14 protein-coding genes and 1 pseudogene are annotated in these 18,470 nt (G+C 41.3%); 1 reads left to right on the top strand and 14 read right to left on the bottom strand.

What is annotated here, in order from left to right; genetic code table 11:
- Positions 1-308 precede the first annotated feature (308 nt).
- Entirely contained in the window at positions 309-1,313 is a 1,005-nt protein-coding gene (locus OGY33_RS09680; RefSeq protein WP_191238332.1) for an NAD-dependent epimerase, read from the top strand.
- A 59-nt stretch (positions 1,314-1,372) separates the two neighbouring features.
- Here the strand turns inward: OGY33_RS09680 and ugd are convergent, their stop codons facing one another.
- The 14 genes and pseudogenes from ugd to wcaK all read right to left on the bottom strand — a co-directional run bounded on the left by ugd (position 1,373) and on the right by wcaK (position 18,450).
- Positions 1,373-2,539, bottom strand: a complete 1,167-nt coding sequence (gene ugd / locus OGY33_RS09685) for a UDP-glucose 6-dehydrogenase (RefSeq protein WP_191238331.1) — start codon at positions 2,537-2,539, stop codon at positions 1,373-1,375.
- Between the two features lie 198 nt (positions 2,540-2,737).
- Complete coding sequence (gene gnd, locus OGY33_RS09690; RefSeq protein ID WP_003030112.1) at positions 2,738-4,144, bottom strand: NADP-dependent phosphogluconate dehydrogenase; 1,407 nt, start codon at positions 4,142-4,144, stop codon at positions 2,738-2,740.
- A 121-nt stretch (positions 4,145-4,265) separates the two neighbouring features.
- Positions 4,266-5,274, bottom strand: a pseudogene (gene galE, locus OGY33_RS09695) (UDP-glucose 4-epimerase GalE).
- 103 nt (positions 5,275-5,377) lie between these two features.
- Positions 5,378-6,454, bottom strand: a complete 1,077-nt coding sequence (locus OGY33_RS09700) for a glycosyltransferase (protein WP_191238330.1) — start codon at positions 6,452-6,454, stop codon at positions 5,378-5,380.
- Positions 6,432-7,565 carry a glycosyltransferase gene (locus OGY33_RS09705; RefSeq protein WP_353622499.1) on the bottom strand — a complete coding sequence of 378 codons (1,134 nt, stop codon included), beginning with the start codon at positions 7,563-7,565 and terminating at the stop codon, positions 6,432-6,434. Before OGY33_RS09705 ends, OGY33_RS09700 begins: the two co-directional genes overlap by 23 nt.
- Positions 7,544-8,626, bottom strand: coding sequence for a glycosyltransferase family 4 protein (locus OGY33_RS09710; RefSeq protein ID WP_191238329.1), 1,083 nt, complete (start codon positions 8,624-8,626; stop codon positions 7,544-7,546). Before OGY33_RS09710 ends, OGY33_RS09705 begins: the two co-directional genes overlap by 22 nt.
- Positions 8,627-8,637: 11 nt before the next feature.
- Positions 8,638-9,705 (bottom strand): EpsG family protein, encoded by a 1,068-nt coding sequence (locus OGY33_RS09715; protein WP_191238328.1) that lies wholly within the window; start codon positions 9,703-9,705, stop codon positions 8,638-8,640.
- Positions 9,706-9,817: 112 nt separating this feature from the next.
- A complete protein-coding gene (locus tag OGY33_RS09720) occupies positions 9,818-10,627 on the bottom strand; it encodes a glycosyltransferase family 2 protein (RefSeq protein ID WP_191238327.1) in 810 nt (269 codons plus the stop codon).
- On the bottom strand, positions 10,620-11,876 hold the full coding sequence (locus OGY33_RS09725) for an oligosaccharide flippase family protein (protein WP_191227041.1): 1,257 nt from the start codon (positions 11,874-11,876) through the stop codon (positions 10,620-10,622). Before OGY33_RS09725 ends, OGY33_RS09720 begins: the two co-directional genes overlap by 8 nt.
- A 395-nt stretch (positions 11,877-12,271) precedes the next feature.
- Positions 12,272-13,165, bottom strand: coding sequence for a UTP--glucose-1-phosphate uridylyltransferase GalF (gene galF / locus OGY33_RS09730; protein WP_191238326.1), 894 nt, complete (start codon positions 13,163-13,165; stop codon positions 12,272-12,274).
- A gap of 237 nt (positions 13,166-13,402) precedes the next feature.
- Positions 13,403-14,398: an SDR family oxidoreductase gene (locus OGY33_RS09735; protein ID WP_048215967.1), complete on the bottom strand. Its 996-nt coding sequence runs from the start codon at positions 14,396-14,398 to the stop codon at positions 13,403-13,405.
- A gap of 148 nt (positions 14,399-14,546) precedes the next feature.
- A complete protein-coding gene (gene wcaM, locus OGY33_RS09740) occupies positions 14,547-15,941 on the bottom strand; it encodes a colanic acid biosynthesis protein WcaM (protein WP_191238325.1) in 1,395 nt (464 codons plus the stop codon).
- 11 nt (positions 15,942-15,952) lie between these two features.
- Positions 15,953-17,173 carry a colanic acid biosynthesis glycosyltransferase WcaL gene (gene wcaL, locus OGY33_RS09745; protein ID WP_191238324.1) on the bottom strand — a complete coding sequence of 407 codons (1,221 nt, stop codon included), beginning with the start codon at positions 17,171-17,173 and terminating at the stop codon, positions 15,953-15,955.
- The gene (wcaK, locus tag OGY33_RS09750; RefSeq protein ID WP_079934505.1) at positions 17,170-18,450 is read right to left on the bottom strand and encodes a colanic acid biosynthesis pyruvyl transferase WcaK; all 1,281 of its coding nucleotides are present in this window, start codon (positions 18,448-18,450) and stop codon (positions 17,170-17,172) included. The genes wcaL and wcaK overlap by 4 nt, the downstream gene beginning before the upstream one ends.
- Positions 18,451-18,470 lie beyond the last annotated feature (20 nt).

Below are 18,470 nucleotides of genomic sequence, written 5' to 3' on the forward strand. Positions count from 1 at the left end.
GTTTCTGGGATTTTGATTGGTATTTCAAACACTACTGAATAGCGATACGATTAAACAAAAGTGTCAATACTCAAAGAGCGTCTTCATGCGCAATAAACCATCAACAAACAGGTTTCATGCCCGCTAATCGTTATACTTTACAATTCATTTTATTGAATTCACAGCATGAATATTTACCGTCTAACCAGTAAAAATGGTAGGCGTAAATAATATAACAATTAGCTTTTTTACCATCTAAAGGTATCATTCCACTTTTTAGTAGCACATGTTGGTGCCTGGCTATTATTTAGCCAAAAAGAGGAATAAACATGAAATACCTGGTTACGGGTGCCGCTGGTTTCATCGGCTTCCACGTTAGCAAACGCCTCCTTGAGGCTGGCCATCAAGTAGTCGGTATTGATAACCTGAACGATTACTACGACGTCAGCCTTAAACAAGCTCGTCTGGAATTACTGGCGCAGCCTGGTTTCCAGTTTCATAAAATTGATTTAGCCGACCGCGAGGGTATGAGTGAACTCTTCGCATCCGAGCATTTTGAGCGTGTGATCCATCTCGCCGCACAGGCTGGTGTACGTTATTCACTCGAAAACCCGCATGCCTACGCAGACTCAAATCTCACCGGCTTTCTGAACATACTGGAAGGGTGTCGCCATCATAAAATTCAGCATTTACTCTATGCCTCATCCAGTTCAGTTTACGGCCTGAATCGCAAAATGCCTTTCTCTACGGATGATTCCGTCGATCATCCCGTGTCGCTGTATGCAGCAACCAAAAAAGCCAACGAACTGATGGCCCATACTTATTCCCATTTGTACGGATTGCCCACAACCGGGTTGCGTTTTTTCACCGTGTACGGTCCTTGGGGTCGTCCTGATATGGCGCTGTTCAAGTTCACCAAAGCGATGCTGGAAGGTAAAAGTATTGACGTATATAACTATGGCAAAATGAAGCGTGACTTTACCTATATTGATGATATCGCAGAAGCAATCATTCGCCTGCAGGATGTCATTCCACACGCAGATAGCCAGTGGACCGTTGAAACAGGTACGCCAGCAGCCAGCATTGCGCCCTATCGCGTCTACAATATCGGCAATAGTTCACCGGTTGAGCTAATGGACTATATCCAGGCTCTGGAAGATGCACTGAGTATTGAAGCAAAGAAAAATATGCTTCCGCTACAGCCAGGTGATGTACTGGAAACCAGCGCAGACACTAAAGCACTGTATGATGTTATTGGTTTTAAACCTGAAACCACGGTAAATGATGGGGTGAAGAACTTTGTTGACTGGTACCGTGATTTCTACAAAGTTTAATTACTGACCTGATTAAAATAAAAAAGGCCTTATATAAGGCCTTTTTTATGGAGACGAGATTAATCACTACCAAACAAATCGCGGGTATACACTTTATCGGCAACATCAGCTAATTCTGACGTCATGCGGTTAGAAATAATAATATCCGCTTCATTTTTGAACGCATTAAGATCACGCACAACTCGGGAATGGAAAAATTCATCCTCTTCCATGACCGGTTCATAGATAATAACGGGCACGCCCTTTGCCTTAATGCGCTTCATGATGCCCTGAATCGATGATGCCCGGAAATTATCGGAACCACTTTTCATGATCAAACGGTACACGCCGACCACCTTAGGCTTACGCGCAAGAATAGAATCTGCAATGAAGTCCTTACGCGTACGGTTCGCATCAACGATAGCGCCAATAATGTTATTCGGCACAGACGCGTAGTTCGCCAGCAACTGCTTAGTATCTTTCGGCAGACAGTAGCCACCATAGCCAAATGACGGGTTGTTGTAGTGATTACCGATACGCGGGTCCAGGCACACACCTTCAATAATCTGCCGTGAATTCAAGCCAAGACTTTCTGCATAGCTATCCAGCTCGTTAAAGTAAGCCACACGTAACGCCAGATAGGTGTTAGCAAATAACTTGATGGCTTCGGCTTCAGTCGAGTCAGTAAACAGCGTCGGAATGTCTTTTTTAACCGCACCTTCCTGCAGCAACGCGGCAAAACGCTCGGCGCGTTCAGAGCGTTCACCAATAACGATACGGGACGGATGCAGGTTGTCGTACAGCGCACGTCCTTCACGCAGGAATTCTGGCGAAAAGAATATATTGTCGATGCCAAACTGTTCTTTAATGGAGTTCGTAAAGCCAACCGGAATCGTTGATTTAATTACCATCACCGCATTTGGGTTGATTTCGACCACATCGCGGATCACTGACTCGACGCTGGAGGTGTTAAAGTAGTTAGTTTTCGGATCGTAATCAGTCGGTGTCGCGATGATAACGTAGTCCGCGTCGCGGTATGCATCATACTTATCGGTCGTTGCACGGAAATTCAGCTGTTTTGTCGCCAGATACTCTTCGATCTCTCTATCAACGATCGGCGATTTTTTCTGATTCAGCATCTCGACCTTCGTCGGAACGATATCCAGAGCGACCACTTCATGGTGCTGGGCAATCAGAATACCGTTCGACAAACCAACATAACCTGTTCCTGAGATAGTTATCTTCATTCGCTGTGTAACTTCTTCCGGTTAAACATTTGAGGGTGAACACGCTGCCAACAACGTCGCACATCGGCTCTGCATTGCACCAGTATATCGTGCTTTGCTACAACACCGGATATCGGACCTGACTGAATCCCATTTTTTGGCAATAAAAAAGCCCGGAGGAGCGCTCCGGGCCTGCATTTACAGTTAGACTAAATCAGATTAATCCAGCCATTCGGTGTGGAACACACCTTCTTTATCGGTGCGTTTATACGTATGTGCACCAAAGTAGTCGCGCTGGGCCTGGATCAGGTTAGCCGGCAGCACCGCAGAACGGTAGCTATCGTAGTAGGCTACTGCTGCAGAGAAGGTCGGTACCGGAATACCATTCTGCACGGCATAAGCCACTACATCGCGCAGCGCTTGTTGATATTCGTCAGCGATATTTTTGAAGTACGGAGCCAGCAGCAGGTTAGCAATGCCTTTGTTTTCAGCATACGCGTCAGTGATTTTCTGCAGGAACTGCGCACGAATGATGCAACCTGCGCGGAAGATCTTCGCGATTTCACCGTAGTTCAGATCCCAGTTGTATTCGTCAGACGCAGCACGCAGTTGAGAGAAGCCCTGCGCGTAAGAGACGATTTTACCCAGGTACAGCGCGCGACGAACTTTCTCAACAAACTCTGCTTTATCGCCAGCCAGTTGAGCCTGCGGGCCGGACAGTACTTTAGATGCCGCTACGCGCTGGTCTTTCAGAGAAGAGATGTAGCGCGCGAATACAGACTCGGTGATCAGCGACAGCGGTTCGCCCAGATCAAGAGAACTCTGGCTGGTCCATTTACCGGTACCTTTGTTCGCCGCTTCGTCCAGGATCACATCAACAAGATATTTACCGTCTTCGTCTTTTTTGGTGAAAATGTCTTTAGTAATGTCGATCAGGTAGCTGCTCAGCTCGCCTTCATTCCACTCGGTGAAGGTAGTTGCCAGTTCTTCGTTAGACAGGTTCAGACCGCCTTTCAGCAGAGAATAGGCTTCAGCAATCAGCTGCATATCGCCATATTCGATGCCGTTGTGAACCATCTTCACGTAATGGCCTGCGCCGTCAGCGCCAATATAGGTCACGCACGGCTCGCCATCTTCCGCAACGGCTGCGATTTTGGTCAGGATCGGCGCAACCAGTTCATAGGCTTCTTTCTGACCACCTGGCATGATGGAAGGGCCTTTCAGAGCACCCTCTTCACCGCCGGATACGCCAGTACCGATGAAGTTAAAACCTTCAGCGGACAGTTCACGGTTACGACGGATAGTGTCCTGGAAGAAGGTGTTACCACCATCAATGATGATGTCGCCTTTATCCAGATACGGCTTCAGGGAATCGATAGCAGCATCAGTTCCCGCCCCTGCTTTAACCATTAACAGGATACGACGTGGGGTTTCAAGAGACTCGACGAACTCTTTCACCGTGTAATAAGGAACCAGTTTCTTACCCGGGTTCTCGGCAACAACTTCTTCAGTTTTCTCGCGGGAGCGGTTGAAGATGGAGACGGTATAACCACGGCTTTCGATGTTGAGCGCCAGGTTGCGCCCCATCACTGCCATACCGACGACGCCGATCTGTTGCTTGGACATTACATACTCCTGTCAGGTGTGGTCACCGCGGCCAGGCGCGGCTTGAAATGTGGCTAAGATATTAACTCAGGATAAAGAAAATGAATAATTTTTAGTGTTGCCGAAAAATGCCTTTTAATTATCAGTCTCTTTTATAACCATTTGGATTCTTCATCTGCCAGGTCCAGGCGTCACGAATCATTTCGTCGAGCCCACGCTTCGCCTTCCATCCGAGTTCTTTTTGTGCTTTAGACGGATCAGACCAGCATTCCGCAATACCACCGGGGCGTCTTTCACTCAACACATAAGGAACCTTACGTGAAGTCAAACGTTCAAAGGCATTTAATATATCCAGAACTGAATAACCTGTGCCGTACCAAGATTATAGATTTTATGATTGGGCCTTCATTGATATGTTTTAATGCTGCAACATGGCCTTCCGCAAGATCCATTACATGAATATAGTCACGCACACCAGTATCATCTTTTGTAGGATAGTCGCTGCCAAATACAGAGACTTGCTTGTGTTTGCCAATAGCAACCTGACAAATATAGGGCATAAAATTATTTGGTATGCCATTAGGGTTTTCCCCCATCAATGAGCTCCCACAGGATTAAAATATCGCAAAATGGTCACTCTAAGTGCTGGATTAACATTTGTCAGATCTTTTAATATTTGTTCAACCATTAATTTTGAGGTGCCATAAGGATATGTCGTTTCCCCAACCTTTGAGCCTCCAATAATTGGAATATTTTCTGGACTTCCATAAACCGTAGCAGAAGAACTAAAAATGAAATGAGATATATTATATCTCCATCATTTTCCTAAGCAAACTTACTGTCCCTACCACGTTATTATCATAATATTTTACAGGTAACCTTACTGATTCATCGACAGATTTTAAACCTGCAAAATGCAGTACGCTTTCAATATAATGATTAGTAAATACATCCTGCATCAAGGATCCATTTCGAACGTCTCCAATGTAGAATTTTACACTTTTCCCTACCAATTTTTGTAATCTTTCAATAGACTCAAGATATGAGTTAGATAAATTATCTATTATTATCAACTCATATCCTGATTCTAATAATGATAAATCCGTATGCGATCCAATATAACCCGAGCCGCCTGTAATTAAAATAGCCATAATTTCTGTACTTCTTTTTTAAATTGATAAACATCAATTAACACTTTCACAAAAACTGGAAGGGTAATTAGGTAGAGTTGTTCGCTAAAAATAAGAACTTTATTCATTCGACACGATGTATTAAGTCCAAATATTTATCTTTATTATTCGTAATTTCAAATTGATGACTAATTTCATTAGCCACTTTATAATAATTTAAATAATCATTTAAAATGATATTAATTTTTTCCGTAAGATCTGTTACATGATTATTAAATAATAGTCCATTTGTACGCCCTTCTGAATTTCTCAATATCAACTCACAACAGCCACCAACATCACTCAGCAATAATGGCAAGTTTGCCGTAGCAGCTTCAACGGCTGACATTGGTAATCCTTCACTATCTGAAGATAAGACAAAAAGATCATATTCCTTAAAACTCTTAAAATTCTTTATCTCACCAAGAAAAAAAATATTTTTTATGCTTTCATACTTTCTTTTTAATTCTGGTAAAAGAGGTCCATCGCCAACGAAGTAGAATTGAACGAGAGGAAAACGCACTGCAACTTCAGCTAATAAGTCCGGTCGCTTAGGATGAACCATTCGCCCAACAAACAAAATCTTTTTAGATTCATTAATAAACTCTTTCTTTTCAAAAGATTTTACGCCGTTTCGAATAACAAGTGTTTTCCTCGGATTAATGCCTATTAGTTTCATTGCCTTATATTGGTCATTGTCCGAAACGCACAATATTTTATCTGTAATTATAGAAAGCATTTTCTCAATAAAACAAAAAATGGGTTTCAATCTACCGCCATTATATAAACAAGACCACCCATGAGAAACATATATATGCTTATGTCGGTATATTAATTTAGCAATACGCGAATATAATCCGGCTGATGCCGAATTAGAGATAACAACATGTGCATTAAATTTTTTAAATGCAGTTCGAATTTTAAAAATAGTATCAGGCCGCCCCATACTTGCAAGCCCTGGAATTATTATAACTCGCTCAGGTTCAAAAAAATCAGTCAACCAGCCATAATCTGATGTGACTAAGAAAACATTATATTCTGACTCTAGTATTTCTTTTAAATGAGTTACCCATGCCTGAGCACCTCCAATTTCAGACTTACTAATAACGAATACAACATTTTTTAAGACAGGATTTAAATTATTTATTTTTAACTGTTTCATAAAATTCCAACCATTTATTCGCGATATTATCTAAAGAGTACTTTTTCTCTATTCTTTCTCTGGCAGCTGATACTAAATATCTCCTTTTTAAGGTTGTCAATTCCAACGCCGAAAGAATTGTATTAGATAAAGCGTCTGGATTATTGGTTGGCACAATATATCCTGCATCGCCAATAATTTCTTTTACCCCTCCGCAATCTGTTGCCACCACTAAACCTTCACAACTCATCGCTTCACATATGACCAGAGGCATCCCTTCCCAAGAAGATGACATGATGTATAAGTCCATCGCTGACATCCATTCTTTTACATCAAATCGGATACCCAGCCAATGTACATACTTTGATACACCTATTTTTTCAGCATACGAATGTAATTCTTGTCCATCGGGACCTGTTCCAATTATTGCAAGATGTACCACTTTCTGAGCAATCACACTCCGCAATGCATTTAGCATATTTTTATAATTCTTTGCCTCAGTTAAACGTCCAACAGCCAAAAGAAGCACATCATCTTCCTTTAAATTTAACTCTTTCCTTTTATTATTTCTTGATTCCTGGGAAAATTTAAAAGTATTTGTATCAATACCATTATAGAATGCTAACATTCGTCCTTCTTTTACAGCTCCTTTATTAATAAAACTCTGAACTGCCTCGTGACTAACGTTTGTTGAAATAGTAGCCAAGAAATCGGTAATTCTATACAAGAACATCCTTAGCCTTCCCCCTTCGTTAGTATTATGTGCAGTACTAATTAGTACAGGAAAAGGATATATTAATCTTAAGAAGCGGGAAAAAATGTTAGCATGAAACATATGACTATGAACAATATCTGGCTTAAATTCTTTTAAAATAGTTCTAGCAAGAAGGAGACTTCTACAAAAGCTCAGCATATTTTTTTCTAAACATAGGGTATGTATTTTTATATCATCGCTCATAGGTTTATTGAGAATGGAATTATTCAAACATAATATAGTAACATTGTGCCCTTTTTTATAAAAACTATTTGCCAAGTCACATACTTGTTTCTCAGCCCCCCCCATACCCAAACTCGTAGCCACCAGACAAATATTTTTCATGACTTTCCTTTTTACTTCAATAATTCTTTCCATTGCGGACCAATAGCATCAATATGATAATTCTGTGAATTCTTATATGAATTCTTACGGATTTTACAAAAGGATTCATAATCCTGATCGAATAAGTTGATAACATTTATCAACTCTTCCGAAAATGCAGAATAATCCTGATCGTTTATCAACCAACCAGTATTACTATGGTCAATGAGTTCTGCTGGACCGGTCTCACAATCGAAGGATAAAATAGGCAGACCAAATTCCTGAGCCTCCAGCAGAACCATAGGAAATCCTTCATATCGTGAAGTCATTAAATATAACGATGCTTCTTTATATAATTTCTCAATATTTTTTGTTGCGGGTAAAATTTCTATATTTTTAGTACTATAGTTTTGGCATAGCTTTTTGAGTTGACTTTCATCCTCTCCATTTCCGACAATTTTCAATACCCAATCTTTATTATATGGATGTGTTTGAGCCCAAATTTTTATTAAAGAATCAAATCCTTTCTGATGAGTTAGTCTACCTACAGCCAAAGCTATGCGAGACGATGATGAGAAATCCAGTATGGCATTGTTATCAAATGGTACAGGATTATAAATCCTTTTTATATTCGCTTTACAATCTAAATTCGATTCCCAATAATTTTTATCTCGATCAGTAAGAGTAATTACTGTATCACAATAGCGAGCAGCCAAGTATCTCGATAAATCTCGTGATCTTTTATTTAAATTTATTTTATAGTTAAAGTGTTCCCAACATATAGTTTGTATATTTATGTTAGCTGTGGCGGGTACAGAATAAAGAGAAAGCATTGACTCAACAGAAACCAAGGCTCCCATATTACTTTCCTTGATAAATCGCCTTAGCCTAGAAATGATAAAAGGAAAACTGACTATCCCTCGTCGTGGAGTTTGAAATAAAGTATTCCGTTTAACTCTTAGATCTAAAGGAAAATAAGCCTCATTTGTACCATATATACTTGTTATGTAAATTTCAAAATCAAACTGTGCAAGATAATTAGCAATTAAACAAGCAACCCGTTCTGTACCACCCGACCTACTTATATCCCCAACGAAGAAACAAACTCTTTTCACAAATAATCCTTTTATAGTATTGATTTATACTCATAAACTATTTCTGATGATAATATCGAATAGAAGTAAATTATTGAGAATGTAGCAAAACTCAATTGAATAAGCATAATATTTGCAATGTTTCGTTTAACCCAATATCTCGAAATTACATTCGGTAAAATAATTATTGCTGTGAAGCATAACAATTGCATTCTCATCATTATAGGTATATTCATAAAAATAAAAGATACAATAGTTGCAAGAAACATATTTATATATAAAAGTTTATAGTCTGCACCATAGTCCGGTCTGAAAGCTACACACATGATAAATGACAGCGCAGTTGTCATAAGCATAGTTATTCCAAAGGTATTGCCAACAGCTTCATCCTGTCCAATATATCTAGTAATCTGATGAGGTAATAATCCCGTATTAATCAAACTCATAAAAAAATCAAACTTAAATAAAAGAATAGCAAAGAAAATCGCTGACACATAGAATTTTAAATTATATATAAATTTACAATTTGCACATAGCAATATAGGTATTATAATCAATATTGCATTATGCACTAAAATTCCAAATATTAAAAATAATATAGATAACGTATTTCTATTTTTTAAACGGTAATAAATTGAATTCAAAGCCATACAGCTACTAAATGAAAATCTTATCTGCGTAAAATCTCTAAACAATATGAACATTGCTATATATATTAGCAATGTAATTAGAAAAAAGTTTGTAGCACATATTCTTTTAATGAAGAAGAATAAAGAATACAACGTTAGCATTTCAAAAATAGCTCTAAAGCTAAAAAATGAAAAACCCAATGAACTGAAAAATTTCATTAGGATTAAAAAACCCGGTTCTTGACCTAAATTTGTTGAATAAATTAAAATCTCATTTAGATCATTTAATTTTATTAACTCACCATATACAGTGAAATAAACAAAACTATCTCTGTCAACGCTGATATCACGGAGGGAAACTATAGTTCCTATTATTAATAAAATTGCAGGAGCAAGAATTTTGTTAAAATTTTTATTACAACAACTTAAAACCACAATGAAGAATGGTAGCAAAATTATAAAATTATACATTTATCTATATCTTCGTGTAAGAGTTAGCTAAATCAATTTTCATGCCTTGATGTATATAATATAAAATGAATTTTGTAATTCTATATCACTGGAAATAACACAAATGTTGATTTTAATCCCTGAAAAGAAAGCTATAATATCTTGCTTGCATATATCGTATAAGGGTCTTCAATAAACCAGATGGATTTTTAAGGAAATACTTCAGCGGAATATTAGCTAGCATTGTTTTTCTTGCTAACAGATGTCCCTTATAGTGTTTCTTGAACGCACTTTTGCTAAGACGATTATGAGAATCATCATCATAAAACACCCTAACAATCTTGTTAACATAAAAGAATTTATATTTTTTCGAAATTAAACTATAGAACCATATCTCAGGTATAAATTTCATTCCTTTTTCAACAGGGTAATAATAGTCTTTTAAAATTTGCGTTTTAAAAATATCAATTCGTTCTTGGTATATTCCACTAGCAAACTCATCAAACCAAGTACAAACCCTGTCTAAATCTGAAGAGAAATTCTTATCGTTAGTTTTAGAGGAAGGAATTTTTTTCGACAAGCATCTTAAACCAATAATATCATTATCTGATGATATTATTTCTAAGTCTTTTATAACTGAATCAAGGCAATTATCGTTTAACGCGTCATCAGAATCAAGCCCAATAAAATACTGACCGCAAGCTTTCTCAACAGCAACGTTCCAGGCAGCTTGTTTTCCCGCATTATCTTGATAAACATACGTAATATTAATTTTTGCCTCATTAATAAGTTTATCAATCAGGTCTTTCGTTCCATCGGTTGAGCCATCATCTATGACCAGCCATTCAAGGGAATTAAAATTTTGATTTACAATACTGCGGTAACATCTTTCAAGGTAAATCGCTCGGTTATATGTAGGTGTAAATATTGTAAACTTAGTCATTTCCGTACTTTTTCAGCCCATTTTTAAATAAGAAAAATGTTATGATTGACATAGTCAGATAATTAATATTGAAAACCATGGTTACATTTGTTTGTGACAATAAATTGAACCAAATATAATACATCAAACAAGAAAAAAGCATCATTGCAATCCATTTTATTAGAATTGCTGTATTATTTCTATATTTATAAAACACCTGCATAAGAATAGTGTCTACCGCATAAAATAACAATGAAGGTAATAAAGAAATAGCTAACTGTCCTGCTTGAATATAGTTCTTCCCATATATAGTAGTAATAATATCCTGTAGGAACATTATGCAAAATATTTGCATTATCACAACCAATATTAGAAGAAAGAAAGTTAAGATTTTGATATTTCTTAGCATATTTGCTTTTGGCATAGACTGAAAAATATACTTTGGTGAAATAGTTTGAATAACAATAACCAACAATAAAAAAGCTTGTTCTATAAATTGAACAGCCACACCATACATAGCCAAAGTTTCATATGAAAAATATTTTTCAACAAAAAAACGATCTATCCGGAGATATATCATCATACTAATTAGAGGTACCCATAATGAACACCCACGTTTTAAAACAATAAAAAATACTTTCTTTGAAAAATTCAGTTTTATGCTACTTTTATATAGGAGCAATGACAGCATTACTGCTAAAAGAATAGATTCGCTTGCTCTTGATAAATAAACGAGGTTACTTTCAGCTATTTTATATGCTATGAAAATTAACGTGGTTCGTAATGCCAGTGATAAACAACGGGCTAATACTACTTTTTTCATGTCAATTTTCGACTGAAAATAGTTCGTGATTACGCCGAATGGTTCATTGAACAAAAGAACTAATGAAAGCGAGCTGATCATATGCTGGATTACAGGATCTTCTATAAATGCTAATGAATACAAATTCACTATAATGAATGATAGAAAAGCACCTGAGAACCTAATGATAAAGGCTGACGTAATTAGCTCTCCTGCTAATTTTTTATTTCTGCTTAAAGCCGGTACCATTACTTCACTCCCTGCAACTAATGCCACGGAAGATATGATTATTATTATATTTAAAGAATAAATCCATTTCCCATAATCATTTACACCAAGAGCACGGCTAATAATCCCCTCACCAAGGAAAATAAGGATGACAAAGTACAGTTTCTCACTTATAAGCCATGCAATATTTTTAAAAATTGCATTACCTAATAGTTTTTTCATTTTTAATTTAATGTACATAATATCTACTTGGCTAACTGAAGAAATCTCACCGCCAATTCAAATTGTATGTTTATAAAAATCTCAGTAAGTCCATAATAAAATCTGAACAGAATTATTATTAAGAGAATGCTACCGCCCCTGGCTTTACAGCTACCAGTGCACTGAGAACTTTCGTGGGTATGAGTAAGTAGATCTGCGTTCGTTTTAACTCAAAGGCTAATTGTCTTACCATTCTTGCCCAGAAACAAGAAGAAATCCTGCAAAAAACTATTTAAATGACTTACTCTAACCCATTGAAAAAATGTAATTTATAGAAAAATAAACGGCAATAAACATTACCTGCACAGATTTGATATGCTTGAATGTTTACTGCCGTTAATTGTTTTGCGTCGGTCAGCTCAACCGTAAACTACTTACTCGCTAAGTAACTTCTCAATACTTTTCCTGAACTTCGGCCCTTCTTTCAGATTCCGCAACCCATACTTAACAAACGCCTGCATGTAGCCCATCTTTTTACCACAGTCGTAGCTGTCGCCGGTCATCAACGTAGCGTCAACAGACTGTTTTTTAGCCAATTCCGCAATGGCATCCGTCAACTGAATACGTCCCCAGGCACCTGGTTGGGTATGCTCTAATTCTGCCCAAATATCAGCAGACAGCACATAGCGGCCTACGGCCATCAGATCGGAATCAAGAGTCTGCGGTTGGTCTGGTTTTTCGATGAACTCAACGATGCGGCTGACTTTACCTTCGTTGTCTAAAGGCTCTTTGGTCTGAATAACAGAGTACTCGGACAGATCGCCTTCCATGCGTTTAGCCAGTACCTGACTACGCCCGGTTTCATTGAAGCGTGCAACCATGGCAGCCAGGTTGTAACGCAGAGGGTCCGCACTCGCGGTATCAAGAACGACATCTGGTAACACGACGACGAACGGGTTATCCCCAACGATTGGGCGAGCACAGAGAATTGAATGACCCAGCCCCAGCAGCTGAGCCTGACGAACGTTCATGATAGTCACGCCAGGCGGACAGATAGACTGCACCTCGGCTAATAGCTGGCGCTTAACACGCTGCTCAAGCAACGATTCGAGTTCGTAAGAGGTGTCGAAGTGGTTCTCAACCGCGTTCTTAGACGCGTGAGTCACCAGAACGATTTCTTTGATGCCTGCAGCTACAATCTCGTCGACAATGTATTGAATCATCGGCTTGTCAACGATCGGTAGCATCTCTTTTGGGATTGCCTTTGTGGCCGGCAACATGTGCATCCCCAAGCCCGCTACCGGGATAACTGCTTTCAAATTAGTCATTCTCTCTCCTACCTCTTAACGGCTGATAAAGTATAGACTTTAGCCGTACGTTAGCCAGTATTGCTGGCTCCATCCTTAACACGAAATAACCAGGTTAAGGTAAACCGAATGCAAACTCTACACTTCACCAGCGCCAAGGTGAACTCGGATTCCTCGGAAACGAACTCATCTCGTCAGTTTTATAGCATTTCCGAAAAATCGAAGTTAACTAAGCCCCAGGCACTCTACAAACAACAATCACTCAGAGACAAACGTAATGTCATCTTTCTTATCGTGCAAAAATTCGTATTTCAAAGTGCGATCCAGCCCCTGAGACAATGTATAAGGTGCGACAAAACCGGATGAGTGGACTTTCGTTGCATCAAACTGTGTGGTGGCACAGAACTTCTTCACGCGCACAGAGCTAACAGCATATTTTTTGCCGGTCACTTTACCCAAAATATCAAAGCAATAGCCACCTAACATGCCTAAAGCGTAAGGTAAGTGTGCTGAGGGGATTTTTTTACTTAAGCTCTGTTCAACTTCGGTAACCAGTTGATTCATATTCAGATCAGGTTTATCAACGTAATTATAAACCTCATAACCAGCAGTCACATTCTTCAGTTTATACTTGATAAACTCAACAATATTACCCACATAAGCCATTGATTTATAATTCGTACCAGCCCCAACCATCATAAACTTACCGCCAGCGATCTGCTTCAGCAGATTATAAACGTTGCCGCGGTTGCGTTCGCCAAAGATAACAGTTGGACGAATGATAGTCAGCGAACGATCATCAGGCGCTTTAGCATGCCATTCACGAAGAACCTCTTCCGCTTGCCACTTGCTTTTACCGTAGTGGTTGAAGGGATCGTGAGGATGATTTTCATCAGGGTTGGTTTTGTTCAGGCCATAGACCGCAACAGAACTGGTGAAAATGATGTTCTTAACATCATTTTTCTCCATAGCGGCCAATACATTGCGCGTCCCCTGAACATTCACATCATAGTAGAGTGAAGTAGGACTGACATCATCACGGTGTTCAGCCGCTAGCAACACTACTGTGTCATAGCCTGACAGCGCCTGATCCAGAACTTGTTGGTCGCGAACATCACCGATTTGCGTGATTTGCGGATAGAAATGACTCTGCTGTTTATCCAGATTCTTGATATCAAAATCCGCAACAGCCGTCTCCAGGAGTCTGGTCCCCACGAATCCGGAGGCACCGATGAGCAAAACTTTATCGTTCATAAATCACTTTGTCTGTTCGTAACACAAGAAACGTATGATAAAGATGAGCGTCTTCCCTGAGTAGTCAATGCTGCCCAGCCCCAGCTTTAACAGTAATTGGGTGATTATAATCTTTTAGCCAATGATATCCAGTAAGAATATAGTGGGGTTACCTCCCCTGCCCCGGCAGTCGAAAATTCACCGCTTCGACATTCACCACCTGATGGTTTACCCGGTCAATGTCAACTGAACTTTGCCCGCTTTCGTTTACTGCATGTACGTTGGCCAGTGAGAGCAGTGTGTCCTGCTTAGCCATAAACTTACCGCGTACGTCCTGGCGCAGATCGAATTGCATCTTGAGCGCGGGTCCTGTTGCGGATTGCTGCATCACTCTGATGTTACGTAAAAAAAGGTGCTGCGGTTGGTTGTGCAACTCAAGCGTGGCTCGCTTCATCTCCACGTTGGTGATGGCCACGAACGACGTTGCATTACCTGATGAGATCTGAATGCCGCGTAATTTATATTCAAGTTTCGTGTTATCCAGATGGATATTATTTAACTTAAAGTTCTGCGGTATGGATAAATATCGTCCTTTAATAACACCGTAGCCAATGAGCATACCTGCGCTATTTTCCATATTGATATTATCAATCACGAAATTATCACAGCCATAAATAGCGACCGTCGCATTATCAATACCTGCTTTCTTACTAAAATCTGGGGTAATATTTCGTGCGGTGATATTACGAATGAAAAAATGTTTACCGTTCTCTACATGGACTAACTGTCGACAGTCGGTGCCGGTGATATTCGCCACCACAAAGTTTTTTACCGCCAGGTCATCGGGATAGGTATTGTCATAGGTACTGCCCGCCAGTCCGATGCCGATGCCCCAGTTCACGTTGCCATTGGTACAGTTGATACGTTCAATGACATGGTCAGAAATGAGGATGTTGCTGTCGTTGATCGCCACATTCCACTCAATGGCATCTCCCTGTAGATCGCTAAAACGGCAGTTTGTAATCTTTACGCCATCTATCCGGTTATGAAAGCCCTGACGCAGGATCCCATAGTTGGCGCGCGTGACGGTAATATCATCGATAACCAGATTGCGCATCAGCCTTGGTGTTTTGCCGCCGATATAGACTTGCGTCACTGGGCCAAAACCACTCATGGCAATCCCTTTTATCACACAGTCTGAACCGCGCACATCGAGGGTAACATTCCTCAGGCTCCCCCTCTGCTCACCCACTACCTTACATCCATCCTGCAGAACAAAGCGACCACGGCCATTGCCGCTGATTCTGCCTTGCAGGTGTAGCGTTTTGCCAGGAGGAATAACGATAGCGGTATTGAGATCCTTACATTCCAGTCCATATGGTACGACTACCGTTTGTCCTTCTTTGAACGCCTGCCTGAAAGAAGCGCCCCAATCCTTTGGGTTGTAATCCTGAATGTTAACACTGTCCGATGATTCAAGCGCCCGGACAACGGGAGAATGCAGTACGACAAGCGCAGAGCCTGCCGTCAGAAAAGTACGGCGTGAGAGTTTGTTCTCTGACATACAACCTCGATTTACATCGTTTGCAGCAGACTGGCTAACTGTTTATTGATCGCTAACTGATTAAATTCAGTTTCAATTTTTTCGCGCGCGCACTGCACAATCGGTTGTACCTGCTCACTGTCGAGTAGGCTATATGCCGCTAATCTCTCTGCCAGTGCCTGCGCATCGTTTTCCGGTGCCAGCCAGCCAGACTTGCCCGATTCGACCAGCTCCGGGATCCCGCTGTGAAAGGTAGAAATCACTGGAATACCCACCGCCATCGCCTCCATCAGCGCCACCGGGATCCCCTCCATATCGCCGTCTCTTCCGGTAATCGACGGCAGCAAAAATACATCCGCCTGTTCAAGCATCTCCTTTACCTGATGGCTGGGCTTAAAGCCGGGCATCTCAATCACGTCATCGAGTTGATATTGCTCGATCAGTGTGCGTAAACGACGCTCCCAAGGGCCTATACCCAGAATGCGATAACGAAATGAAACGCCCTGCTCTTTTAACTGACGACAAGCTTCGATGGCGACGTGCAGTCCTTTTTTCTCGGTTAACCGGGCGACAGAGATAATTTCCAGCGCTGCAGCTGGTGCTTTCAGTTGGCGAGGGGTAAAACGCGTCATGTCGATACCCATACGCGAAACCGCGATTTTATGCGGCGGGCATCCCATGTTTTTTAAACGTCCGGCCCAGAGATTGCTGATGGGTAACATCAAATCTCCACGTTGAAACAGCTGCTGATACTCAGGGGTATAGCGGGTAAGCACATCCCGATGCGAAACATCGACGCCGTGAAATACCGTGGCGATTTTTCCGCGGATCATCCCAAGCTCTCGCAGCTTGGCGGCCGTTACGCCTGCTGGCCCAAAATGAGCAATAAAGACATCCGCTTCAAACGCCCGCGGATTCCCACCGCAAATGGCCGCCAAAATCAGATTGCGCGCTTCCTCGCCATAGCGTGCAACATTAAGCGCTTTCCAGGTCGCTGCGCGGGTGAGACCGTGCAGAGCCGCCGCCGCCCTATATTTCAGCTTCGCCAGTTTGCTTTCCGGTTCATTCAGCAACCAGCGCGTTTTTTCACCCAGCCGGTAGGTATTAAATGAGGCATGCGTATTTTCAAGATCGCCCTTCTGCAAAGCGACAATCTCCACGTCGTAGCCCATATCGATAAATGCGGTTATCTGATTGAGTACAAAGGTCTCAGAAGAGAGCGGAAATTTAAGCAGGAAAAAGCCAATCTTCATTTTTCCCCCTCAATACGCGTTAAAACCGACTGCACCATGTGCACCCCGCGTTCGCGTTCGCGTGTCACAGCATCCCCAAGCCGTATGTTCAGTTCAGGTAGCTGTCCGAGGGTATCGGCGACCTTTCCTTCCAGACTGCCATCGAGCAGATGGCGAATATCGACAGCCATCTCCGGCAACCCCAACTGTTGCATGATCCCTGCCGATTTATGCTCGTAGTTAATGGCGATGGCTGGCGTCATAAAATTCATCGAGATGATGGCCGAGTGCAACCGAGTACCCACCGTCAGATCGCATGCCCCCAGAATCTTCCCCATCTCCAGATCGTTAAGTTCATCCATTACCACGTGATATCGGGCCGGGTCGTTAACATACTGGCGAAGATTTAACGCCACCATGCGGTCATCTTTGTTGTAACTATCAATACCGGTGCAGGTTGACAGTGCAATCACCTGATAACCTTCATCAAGGATGCGGTTCACCACGCCGGCAAAGGCTTGCTCATAGGCCTGCTGCGTTGTCCCCAGACGCTTATCAAAAGGAGCCAGCTCGCGCAATGTAATGGCAACGGTCTTCTGTTTAGCCGCCATGTCTAACCAGTGCTGTACCGCATAACCTGGCTCAAAATCCTCATGATGATTGTCGACAAGCCAGGCCGTATCTACGCCTGTTTCGACTTTATCCGTGGTAATTGCGCTGCGCTTCATCAGATCCAGACTGACGGATTCACGTAAAATCAATGCATTACAGTGGCCAAACACGTAGTTCGCCAGTTGATTAAACTGCTCATCCTGGAATGGCCCCACGCTATGACCAATCATGTACAGCGGTTTTTTTGCCATAAACGAACACAACGCATGTTCAAACTGCGGCACACCATACAGATCGACAAAGAACGATCCGCCGACCTGGATGATGGCGTCATAGCGCGACAACAAACGAACAAAATCGGTAAAGCCCTGGGCGATAGCGATATTGCGCAGATTACCGGAGTCGGTAACACGCGAGAGCAGTACCTGGTGCTGATAGCGACGACGCAGCACTTTCTTCACGCGCCCCATAACACCCGCTGCGTTGTTGTGTTGCTTCATCTGCGAATACAGCGGATCGCCCATCACCGGGCGGTTCAGTAACCATGAGGAGCTCACTGGGTAACGGCTCATAACATCCACTTCAGTCTCGGGACGCAACGCGTTAATGGCATCCAGCAAACCGCGCAGGATCGCGCTATCCCCTCGGTTCCCGCAGGTATGGTTGCCCAAAATTAATAGTTTCATTTTGACCTCTTAAAGCGTTG

It is taken from the genome of Citrobacter sp. Cpo032 (genome assembly GCF_030332975.1).
Taxonomy (GTDB): domain Bacteria; phylum Pseudomonadota; class Gammaproteobacteria; order Enterobacterales; family Enterobacteriaceae; genus Citrobacter; species Citrobacter portucalensis.